Origin of the sequence: Brevundimonas sp. (assembly GCF_030704825.1) — a bacterium.
GTDB lineage: Bacteria > Pseudomonadota > Alphaproteobacteria > Caulobacterales > Caulobacteraceae > Brevundimonas.
This window is the reverse complement of record NZ_JAUYNX010000001.1, coordinates 158,670-168,528: the sequence shown is the minus strand read 5'-3', so window position 1 is coordinate 168,528 and position 9,859 is coordinate 158,670. Positions and strand designations below refer to the sequence as shown.

The 9,859-nt window shown below is 69.2% G+C and carries 12 protein-coding genes; 5 read left to right on the top strand and 7 right to left on the bottom strand.

All coding sequences use genetic code 11. From position 1 onward, the window contains the following. The first annotated feature begins 188 nt into the window (after window positions 1–188). Window positions 189–542, top strand: coding sequence for a DUF1428 domain-containing protein (locus Q8Q71_RS00895; protein ID WP_305757760.1), 354 nt, complete (start codon window positions 189–191; stop codon window positions 540–542). A gap of 6 nt (window positions 543–548) precedes the next feature. Here the strand turns inward: Q8Q71_RS00895 and Q8Q71_RS00890 are convergent, their stop codons facing one another. Further along, window positions 549–1,520, bottom strand: coding sequence for an NAD(P)H-quinone oxidoreductase (locus Q8Q71_RS00890; RefSeq protein WP_305757759.1), 972 nt, complete (start codon window positions 1,518–1,520; stop codon window positions 549–551). Window positions 1,521–1,604: 84 nt separating this feature from the next. Between Q8Q71_RS00890 and Q8Q71_RS00885 the strand changes: the two genes are divergently transcribed. Continuing rightward, on the top strand, window positions 1,605–1,808 hold the full coding sequence (locus tag Q8Q71_RS00885; protein ID WP_305757758.1) for a DUF1192 domain-containing protein: 204 nt from the start codon (window positions 1,605–1,607) through the stop codon (window positions 1,806–1,808). An 83-nt stretch (window positions 1,809–1,891) separates the two neighbouring features. Continuing rightward, window positions 1,892–2,467: a DUF1465 family protein gene (locus Q8Q71_RS00880; protein WP_305757757.1), complete on the top strand. Its 576-nt coding sequence runs from the start codon at window positions 1,892–1,894 to the stop codon at window positions 2,465–2,467. A 14-nt stretch (window positions 2,468–2,481) separates the two neighbouring features. On the opposite strand, the gene Q8Q71_RS00875 is transcribed toward Q8Q71_RS00880, so the two are convergent. Together Q8Q71_RS00875 and rpmE are read right to left on the bottom strand one after the other, a co-directional pair. Further along, window positions 2,482–4,038: a murein L,D-transpeptidase gene (locus Q8Q71_RS00875; protein WP_305757756.1), complete on the bottom strand. Its 1,557-nt coding sequence runs from the start codon at window positions 4,036–4,038 to the stop codon at window positions 2,482–2,484. Between the two features lie 166 nt (window positions 4,039–4,204). Beyond that, complete coding sequence (gene rpmE, locus Q8Q71_RS00870; protein WP_305757755.1) at window positions 4,205–4,429, bottom strand: 50S ribosomal protein L31; 225 nt, start codon at window positions 4,427–4,429, stop codon at window positions 4,205–4,207. A gap of 133 nt (window positions 4,430–4,562) precedes the next feature. Here rpmE and Q8Q71_RS00865 point away from each other — a divergent pair, with 133 nt between their 5' ends. Next, window positions 4,563–6,410, top strand: coding sequence for an ABC transporter transmembrane domain-containing protein (locus Q8Q71_RS00865; protein ID WP_305757754.1), 1,848 nt, complete (start codon window positions 4,563–4,565; stop codon window positions 6,408–6,410). Here Q8Q71_RS00865 and Q8Q71_RS00860 read toward each other — a convergent pair. Then, a complete protein-coding gene (locus Q8Q71_RS00860) occupies window positions 6,407–6,817 on the bottom strand; it encodes a DUF1761 domain-containing protein (RefSeq protein WP_305757753.1) in 411 nt (136 codons plus the stop codon). The two genes, Q8Q71_RS00865 and Q8Q71_RS00860, sit on opposite strands and share 4 nt — an antisense overlap. Before the next feature lie 83 nt (window positions 6,818–6,900). Further along, a complete protein-coding gene (locus tag Q8Q71_RS00855; protein WP_305757752.1) occupies window positions 6,901–7,338 on the bottom strand; it encodes an HIT family protein in 438 nt (145 codons plus the stop codon). A 103-nt stretch (window positions 7,339–7,441) separates the two neighbouring features. Between Q8Q71_RS00855 and Q8Q71_RS00850 the strand changes: the two genes are divergently transcribed. Continuing rightward, window positions 7,442–7,804, top strand: a complete 363-nt coding sequence (locus Q8Q71_RS00850; protein ID WP_305757751.1) for a phage holin family protein — start codon at window positions 7,442–7,444, stop codon at window positions 7,802–7,804. 4 nt (window positions 7,805–7,808) lie between these two features. Here the strand turns inward: Q8Q71_RS00850 and Q8Q71_RS00845 are convergent, their stop codons facing one another. Together Q8Q71_RS00845 and Q8Q71_RS00840 are read right to left on the bottom strand one after the other, a co-directional pair. Then, window positions 7,809–8,957, bottom strand: coding sequence for a GNAT family N-acetyltransferase (locus Q8Q71_RS00845; protein WP_305757750.1), 1,149 nt, complete (start codon window positions 8,955–8,957; stop codon window positions 7,809–7,811). 220 nt (window positions 8,958–9,177) lie between these two features. After that, a complete protein-coding gene (locus Q8Q71_RS00840; protein ID WP_305757749.1) occupies window positions 9,178–9,636 on the bottom strand; it encodes a RidA family protein in 459 nt (152 codons plus the stop codon). Window positions 9,637–9,859 lie beyond the last annotated feature (223 nt).

Here is a 9,859-nt window from a genome sequence, read left to right as displayed (position 1 = left end):
TGAGGCCGACAGGACGCAGCGCCACGTCGAAACGGCGCGCGAGCGCCCGGGCGGCGCGTTGCGCGGCAAAACAAAGGCAGTGATCGTGGATATGCAACGTCGTCTGGAAGGAGACGTTGGAAGTTTTTGACATGCGCTATTTACGTTGATATCAACCCATCATGTCAAGATCAAACAGGAGATGACCCATGGCCTATGTGCAGGGATTCGTCGTTGCGGTGCCCGCCGCGAACAAGGAAGCGTACGCCAAGATGGCCGCCGATTTCGCGCCGGTGTTCAAGGAATTCGGCGCGACCCGCGTCGTCGAAGCCTGGGGCGATGATGTGCCCGACGGCAAGGTCACCGACTTCAAGGGCTCGGTGAAGGCCAAGCCGGACGAGGTCGTCGTGTTCTCGTGGCACGAGTATGCCAGCAAGGAAGCCGCCACCGCGGCCTATGGCAAGATGATGAACGACCCGCGCATGAAGGAAATGGGCGCGTCGATGCCGTTCGACGGCAAGCGCATGATCTACGGCGGGTTCAACACCCTGCTGGAGATGTAGGCGCTCTCAGACCGTCAGGACGGTCTTGCCGACGTGACCGCCCGCTTCCAGGCGGAGGTGGGCGGCCCCGGCCTGGGCGAGGGGAAACGTCGCCTCGATCGGCGGGCGCACCGCGCCGGAGGCGACCCACGGCCAGACAGCATCCTCGACCGCCGCGATCAGACGGGCCTTCTCGTCCGCCGGACGGGCCCGCAGGGTCGAACCGGTCAGCACGATCCGCTTGAACATCAACCGGCCGAGGTCGACCTGCGCGAGAGATCCGGACTGGGTCGCGATCACCACCCAGCGACCGAAGGGCTTCAGTGCCGCCTGGTTGAGGGCGGCGTAGTCAGCCCCGACCATGTCCAGCACCACGTCGGCGCCGCCGAACGCCGCGATGGCGGCTCCCATGTCGTCGACGACGGCGTCGAGGCTGAGATCGGCGCCGAGGCGGCGCGCGGCCTCGGCCTTGTCCGCCCCGCGGGAGGTCGCGATGACGCGCGCGCCGGCGGCTCTGGCCATCTGGATCGCGACGACGCCGATGCCGCTGGTGGCTCCATGAACCAGCAGGGTCTCGCCCCGCTTCAGCGCCCCGGCCTCGAACACATTGGCGTAGACGGTGCACACGGTCTCGGGCAGGGCGGCGGCCTGGACGAAGTCGAGTCCTTCCGGGATCGGCAGGACGTGGCGGGCGTCGACCACGGCGAATTCGGCGTAGCCGCCGCCGCCCAGCAGGGCGCAGACGCGATCCCCGGCTGACCAGCGCGTGACGCCCTCGCCGACCTGGTCGACCTCGCCCGCGACCTCCAGACCGAGAATGTCGGACGCGCCGGGCGGGGCGGGATAGCGGCCCAGCCGCTGCACCAGGTCCGGTCGGTTGACCCCGGCGGCATGGACGCGGATTCGGACCTGGCCCGGTCCGGCCACGGGATCGGGCCGTTCGGTCAGGGTCAGGGCTTCGGCGGGACCGGCCCCGCCCGCGATCTCAATCACCCGCATTCACCCTGCCTCGTTCTTGCAATCGGCCGCATCCCGGCGTTCAGATAGGGGGTTGCGTATCCCTTGGCCAAGAAGGAGGCGGCGATGTTCGAGGATCTGGAGCCCCGTCCGGCGCGGGGTGCGCCCCTGATCGCCCTGACGCGCGAGGACCTGGACGGCTATTCGGTCGAGGACCTGAAGCAGCGGATCGCGGGACTGCAGGCCGAGATCGACCGTTCCAACGCCGCCATCGAGGGCAAGTCATCCCAGCGCGACGCCGCCGACGCCATGTTCAACTTCCGCCCCTGAATCAGCCGCTTGGCACAACCGTTGCAGTCGATCGAAGCGCCGCGCGAAACCGTGCCGGCCGTGATACGGATGCGCGTACCCTTATGAGTTTGATCGACTTCATGCCCACCGACGCCTCCACCCCTTCGCCAGTGGGCCGCAGCCGCGCCGCGGTCGTGGACGATTTCGCCCGTTCGGAGCTGTTCGACCGCACCTTTCACGAGGGCATGGAGCTGGTCGAGGAGACCGCCGCCTATCTGGACGGCGACGGGAGGCGGGAATCCAAGCTCCTGTCGCGGGCGACGGCCCTGGCCTACGCTGGCGAGAGCATGAAGCTGACCACGCGGCTGATGCAGATCGCCTCGTGGTTGCTGGTCCAGCGAGCCGTGCGCGAAGGCGACATGACCGCCGAGGCGGCTTGCGCGCCGCGCTACCGGCTGGCTGACCGCGCGGCGGGGACCGGGCCGACCCATCCGGAACTGCCGATCGCCCTCGTGGAATATCTGGTGCGCACCGACAAGCTGTACGACCGGGTGCTGCACCTGGACCGTCGCATGTATCTGGACGCCCCTGACGAAGAGGCGGTCAATCCGGTACAGAGCCAGCTGGACCGACTGACGGCGGCGTTCAGAACCCAGGGAGCGGTTCCGACGGACGCAGGTCGCCGCGGCCCCGAATGATTACTGCTTGAACGCTACGGTCCGACGTCGTTCGCCACCCGCGCGCCGTCGTCGAGCGCCTTGGGCAGGCTGAGGGCAATGCCAAGGGCCTCGGCCAGCCGCGCGTCGCGTTCATAGACATCCTCGCGGAAGGCGACGCGGCCCTGGCCGTCGACGAAGGCGGTCCAGTACAACAGGCGGACGCTGATTTCCCGACCCGTGGCGATGCGTTTGGTCTCTCGCGTGTCCTGGGCCATGTCGAACTCGGCCAGGAGGGCCGGATCGGGCGACAGCAGCAGGCGCGCGAAGTCGACCGCGCCCTGGACCCGCACGCAGCCGTGCGACCGCTGCCGCATGGCCAGATTGAAGACGCCCTTGGCCGGCGTGTCGTGCAGGAAGATGGCGTAGCTGTCGCGCAGCTCGAACTTCACGTAGCCAAGCGCGGCATTGGGTCCAGCGCGCTGGATGACCTGGCCGTTCGAGATGTACATGTTCTGGCTGGCCAGATAGCCGGGGCCGCGCGGCAGGATCTCGTTACGCGCGATCGAGGCGGGGACGTACCAGGGCGGATTGGCCACGACCGAGGCGAACGGCTTCTCGAGGCTTGGCGTCTGGTTGCTGGGCGAGCCGACCACCACCCGGTTGGAGTGGACCGGCCGTCCGTCCTTCCAGTAGACCATGATGGCGGCGGCGGTGTTGACCTCGATCCGCTCGGGAGCGACCTCGCGCTTGAGCCAGCGGCGGCGTTCGAGGTTGAGCGCGATCTGGCGGGCGCGGTCCTCGGCCGAGGCGGACAGCGAACGCTGGGTGCCGGTGCCGATGCGGCCGTCGGCGACCAGGCCGTGCCGGGCCTGGAAGCCGCGCACGGCGGCCTGGAGCTCGGGACCATAGACGACGCCCATCTCCGTCAGGCGCGCGCCGTCGGCGGCGGACAGGTCGCCCTCGGCGACCAGTCGCTGGATCAGGGCCGGAATGCGGGCGTCGCTCGTGTCCGGCTCGATGGCGGGGCCCTGGCGGAAGGCGGGCCAGCCGCCGTCGCGGATCAGGCGGCGATAACGGACATAGCCGGCCGACAGATTGGAATAGCCGATATCGGTCGGGGCCAGGCCCTCGAACCAGTCCACCAGCCGGTTCTGGGCCAGGGCGTCGTTCAGCCCGACGGGCAGGTCGACGCGGTTCTTCTGCATTTCCCACAGGTCTTCGACGGTCTCGGGCCGGACGCGGCCCTCGGCCAGGACCCGGGCATAGGTCATCGCCGCGGCGGTGGTGCGCATCTCGGCGGCGTCGGGCGCGGAGGCCAGGGCCTCGAAATCGAGAAAATCGCCCTGCGACAGGCCGTGCCGTTCCGCGCGCCCGGCGGCGACCTGGAGCGCCCGCAGGCGTTCCGGCGTCCAGACGGGCCGCCAGCCGTTCAGTTCGTAGAAGGCGCGGACATCGGGCTGCAGCGTGGCGGGAAGCCGGGCCAGCTGGTCGTTGAACCGGTCGTAAAAGGCGACGGCGCCGGGATCCCGGGTCTGGGCCGCAGCCGCTGTTCCCACGGCCGACGCGATCGCCGTCACGGCCGCGCCCAGTCCCAGTTGCCGTCGATTCATCGCCAAGGTCTCTTCGCCCGTTCCGATGCGGGACACCACGTCCACGCCCCCCGGAAGCCCAACGTCGCCATGTTATCGGCGTTCCGGGCAAACAGAAAGGCGCCGGTCCGGGGACCGGCGCCTTTGCCGTCGTCTTGCCGCAGGGTGTGGCTCGAAAGCCCGGACCCTACTTCTTGATGAAGCCGGCGAACTTGTTGTTGAAGCGCGAAACGCGGCCGCCGCGGTCCAGCATGTGCTGGTTGCCGCCGGTCCAGGCCGGGTGAGTCAGCGGATCGATGTCCAGGTTCAGGGTCGCGCCTTCCTTCTGGTAGGTCGAGCGCGTCTGATAGGTCGTACCATCGGTCATCGTCACGGTGATGAAGTGGTAGTCGGGGTGCGTATCCGCCTTCATGGTCCTGGTCCGGTCTCTGCGCGATGACGATGCCGACCGTCGGAGCGCGAAAATGAGAAAACCCGCCAGCGAAGGGCGGGAATGAGCGGCGGCGTTTACACCGGGGGTCGTTCCGGGGCAAGAGGCGCGCGCCATGACCGATGCAACCGCCACCGCCGACGCCGCTGACATCCGGGGCCGTCCCGGCGCCGGCGCCGTCCTGATCGAACAGCTGGGCGAGGCAGGGCAGCGGCGCGAGAAGCGTCGCGACATCCGCCCGCTGGGCCGGTTGCTGCCCTATGCGATGCGTCACAAGGGCCATCTGACGATGGCGGGGCTCTGGCTGATCCTGTCCACGGCCGCCTCCCTGGCCCTGACCGCGTCGGCCCGCGGGGCCATCGACAACGGCTTCGACAACGGCGGCGCCAGGCTGAACCTGTGGTTCCTGCTGCTGGGAGCCAACGCCCTGTTTCTCGGGCTGGCCACGGCCGTCCGGTATTATTTCGTCACCAAGACCGGAGAGCGGGTCATCGCGGACCTGCGTAAGGGGCTGTTCGAGCGCATCCTGACGCTGGACCCGGCCTTCTACGCCGCGATGCGCACGGGGGAGGTGCTGTCGCGGCTGACGACCGACATCGCCCTGGTCGAGACGCTGCTGACGACCTCGGTGTCGTTCGCCCTGCGCAACTTCCTGACCCTGATCGGCGGCACGGTGCTGCTGTTCGTCGTCAGTCCCAAACTGACCGGGATGGTCCTGCTGGTGGTGCCGCTTTTGCTGGGGCCGATCTTCCTGTTCGGGCGGCGGGTCCGCAAGCTGACCGTGGCCTCGCAGGACCGGTTCGCCAGCGCCGTCGGCTTCGCCGGCGAGAGCGTGGACGCGATCGAGACCGTCCAGGCGTTCGGCCGCGAGGCCAGCGCCATCGACCGGTTCGGCAAGGCCGTCGAGGACGCCTTCGGGGTCTCCCTGGTGCGCATGAGGGCCCGGGCCCTGATGACCGCCATGATCATCATCGTGATGTTCGGTGGGGTGACCCTGGTGCTGTGGCTGGGCGCCCAGGACGTGATCGGCGGGCGGATGACGCCGGGCGCCCTGCTCCAGTTCGTCCTGCTGTCGGTGTTCGCCGCCGGTGCAGTGGGGGCGCTGGGCGAGAGCTGGGGCGACGTGCAGAAGGCGGCCGGAGCCATGGAGCGGATCGACGAACTGATGCGCAGCGAGGCCGCCATCCGGGCGCCGGAAACGCCGAGGATCCTGCCGGATCCGCCGACGGGCGAGGTGTCGATGTCGGCGGTCCAGTTCGCCTATCCGGGCCGACCGGACCTGCCGGCGCTGAAGGGCTTTTCGCTGACCGTGCGGCCGGGCGAGACGGTGGCTCTGGTGGGGCCGTCGGGGGCCGGCAAGAGCACCGTCTTCCGGCTGCTGCTGCGTTTCTACGATCCGCAGTCGGGCGTGGTGTCGGTCGACGGGGTCGACGTGCGCGAGGCCGATCCTGTGGCCGTACGGAGCCGGTTCGCCTGGGTGTCGCAGGAGGCGCCGCTGTTCTCGGGGTCGGCGAGCGAGAATATCCGCTTCGGACGCGAGGCCGCGGACGACGCGGCGGTGCGCGCCGCCGCCGACGAGGCGCAGGCGCTGGGCTTCGTCGAGGCCCTGCCGGAGGGATTCGACACGCCGCTGGGCGAACGCGGCAAGAGCCTGTCGGGCGGCCAGCGGCAGCGGATGGCCATCGCCCGGGCCCTGGTCCGGGACGCGCCGATCCTGCTGCTGGACGAGGCGACCTCGGCGCTGGACGCCGAGAACGAGCGGCTGGTGCAGATGGCGCTGGATCAGGCGATGCAGGATCGCACGACCATCGTCATCGCCCACCGCCTGGCCACCGTCCTGCGCGCCGACCGCATCGTGGTGATGGAGGACGGCAAGGTGGTGCAGGAAGGCACGCACCAGTCGCTGATGGCCCAGGGCGGCCTGTACGCCCACCTGGCCGAGCTGCAGTTCCGGGCCGACTAGGCCTTCGGTTTCAGCCGCAAGCCGCCGATGATGGCGCCGCCGAGGGCGTAGACGACCAGCAGGTGGCTCCAGTCGATGGGCAGCAGGCCCATGGGCGAGGTCTGGTAGATGAAGCCGTAGGCCGAGGTCATCAGGGCGAAGCAGACGCCGGCGACGAGGCCGATCTTCAGGCCGTTCATCCAGCCCGGCGCGCCGTCGCGGGCGATGAACCAGCCGAGGCCGGTCATGGTGACGAAGGTCTGGACCAGTCCGACCAGCATCCACATCGAATTGCCGCTGCCGTCGTCGGTGACGCCGGTCAGGGCCATCCATTTTTCGGCGAAGATCAGGCCGTACCAGAGGAAGCCGGTGAAGAAGGCGACCACGGTCGCCACGATGATGCCCGGCCAGTTCAGTTTCGCCGTCATGTCCCGCCCCTCCCAAGGCTCCGCGGATGGTTCGCGCCCGGATCAAGGCTACGCCTGTTCGCCCGCTGATCAATGAACGGCGTTCAGTCGAGCTCCGCCGCGATCCGTCCGGCGAGGACCTTCAGAGCCTCCGCGTCGGCCATGGGGGCGTGGCCGTGGCCCTTCATGGGGCGGTCCGACCAGCGCGGGACGATGTGGAAATGCAGGTGGAAGACGGTCTGGCCGCCGGCCTCGCCGTTGAACTGCATGATCTGGAAGCCCTCGGGGTCGAGCGCCCCGCACACCGCCCGCGCCGTGCGCTGCGTCGCGGCGATCAGGCGGGCCAGGACGTCGGGCTCGATCTCGAGCAGGGTGCGCGCGGTCGAGGTCTTCGACACCACCAGGACGTGGCCCTCGGACTGGGGGAAGACGTCCATGAAGGCGAGGACGTGGTCGTCCTCCCAGACCTTCACCGAGGGGATCTCGCCGCGCAGGATGCGGGCGAAGATGTTATCCGGGTCGTAGGGCGCGTTCAGGGTCATGGGAGGCTCCGGCGTCTTTCAGGCGAGGCTAGCAACGGGCGCGAGGCGAGGGGAGCCCCGGCGGCCTTCGGGTGTTATGGTCAAGGTCAAAAGGGAGTCGGCCATGCTGCGGTTCATCGTCCAGTTTCTCGTCACCTGCCTGGCCCTGTGGCTGGCGGCCCAGGTGGTGCCCGGGGTGGGGTTCGATGATACGCCGACGCTGCTGCTGGCGGCGATCCTGCTGGGCGTCGCCAACGCCATCGTGCGGCCGATCCTGACCTTCGTCACCTTCCCGCTGACCATCATCACCTTCGGCCTGTTCCTGCTGGTGGTGAATGCGGCGACGATCGGCCTGGTCGCGGTCCTGCTGAACGGGTTCGTGGTCGACGGCCTGTGGGCCGGGATCGGCGCGGCCATCGTCACCGGCATCGTCAGCTGGATCGCCGGCTGGTTCATCGGCGAGGACCCGAAGCGCCGCATCGACTGAGGCATCAGACGCCCTTCCTGAAGGGCGACAGTTCGGCGGTCATCACCTCGATCTCGGCCTCGACCGCCGGGCGCTCGCCGTCGAGGTAGCGGGCCACGGGTTCGCGCAGGGCCGGGTCGGCGATGAAGTGGGCCGAATATACGGGGGAGGGCAGGTAGCCGCGGGCGATCTTGTGCTCGCCCTGGGCGCCGGCCTCGACACGGGACAGGCCGCGCGAAATCGCGAACTCGATGGCCTGGTAGTAGCAGAGCTCGAAATGGAGGAAGGGGACTTCCTCCAGCGCGCCCCACTGGCGGCCGTACAGGGCGTCCCGGCCGATCAGGTTCAGGGCGCCGGCGATGGCGGTCCCGTCACGGAAGGCCATGACCAGGGCGATGCGGTCGGCCATGGTCGCGCCGAGGCGGGTGAAGAAGTCGCGGGTCAGATAGGGGCGGCCCCATTTGCGCCCGCCCGTGTCCATGTAGAAGGCGAAGAAGGCGTCCCAGTGCGCCGCGGTTATGTCCGCGCCGGTGAGGACGCGGATGTCGAGGCCGGTCTGCGCCTCGCGGCGTTCGCGGCGGATGGTCTTGCGGCGGCTCGACGACAGGGCGGCGAGGAAGTCGTCGAAGGTCCGGTAGCCGCCGTTGCGCCAGACGTACTGCATGTCCTGGCGCTGCAGCAGGCCGGCCGCGCCGAGGGCGTCCCATTCGGACCGGGTGGGGAAGTTGACGTGAAGGGAGGAGACGCCGAGCCGTTCGGTCAGGGCGATCGCGCCCTGCAGCAGGGCCTGTCGAACCGCGGCGGCGTCGGCGTCGGGGTGGGCGAGGAAGCGCGGGCCGGCGACCGGGGTGAAGGGCACGGCGGCCAGCAGCTTGGGATAGTAGCGGCCGCCGGCGCGCTCATACGCCTCGGCCCAGCCGTGGTCGAAGACGTATTCGCCCTGGCTGTGGCCCTTGAGCCAGAGGGGCATGACGCCGAGGACGCCGCCGGTCCCGTCGCGCAGCGACAGGTGGCGGCCGGCCCAGCCTTGCTGCGGGACGGCGCTGCCGGAGGCCTCGCAGGCGTGGAGGAAGTCGAAGGCGAGGAAGGGGTCGCCGGTGGGGGAGGCGCAAGCGTCCCAGGCGGCGCGGCCGATGTCGGCGACGGTGGTGTGGACGTGGATCTGAAAGGTCAAATCCGGCTCATCCCGGCGAAGTCTGGGGCGCGATCCCGCGAAGCGGGTTCATCACAAAGGACACGAAGGGATTCACAAAGAACACGAAGAGGCCGGCGCTCCGATACCTTTGTGTCCTTCGTGCCTTCTTCGTGCCCTTCGTGACGAACCTTCCAGCCCTTCAGACTGGCGCGAGCAAGGCATCGGGGCCCGCTTCGCGGGGAAAGAATCCAGACTTGCGTCACCGCACCTCGACGATGGCGTCCACCTCGACGGCGAAGCCGAGGGGGAGTTTGTAGACGCCGACGGCCGAGCGGGCGTGGCGGCCCTTGTCGCCGAAGACCTCGACCATCAGGTCCGAACAGCCGTTGATGACGGCGGGGATGGCCTCGAAGTCGCCGGCGGCCTGGACGAAGCCGCCCAGTTTGACGACGCGGACGACGCGCTCGAGGTCGCCGTCGCAGGCGGCGGAGATCTGGGCCAGCAGGTTGACGCCGCACATGCGGGCGCCGTCCTTCCCCTGCTCCGGCGAGACGTCGGCGCCGACCGTGCCCTTGATCCCGCCGCCGGCGTCGTTCGACAGCTGGCCCGAGATGTGGACCAGGTCCCCGGTCCGGACGAAGGGCACATAGTTGGCCACGGCCTTCGCCGGCTCCGGGAGGCTGATTCCGAGTTCGGCGAGGCGGGCGGCGACGGTCATGGGCGGAGCTCCTGGAGGTTTGGCGGCGGTTTAGCGCGGGCGGAGGCGTGCGTCATCGTCCTTCGGCGTTTCCGCCGAAAGGTTGGGGAGGGCGCGGGGCGGCCGGGCCTCGCCCGGTGCTTGAATGTTTTTACCGTTTCGACGAGACAGACAGCCCCGCGCAGTCGTTTTCCACGCGCTCTCCGGCTGGCGGCCCTGACATTCGAGCCTTGCCGGATCATCC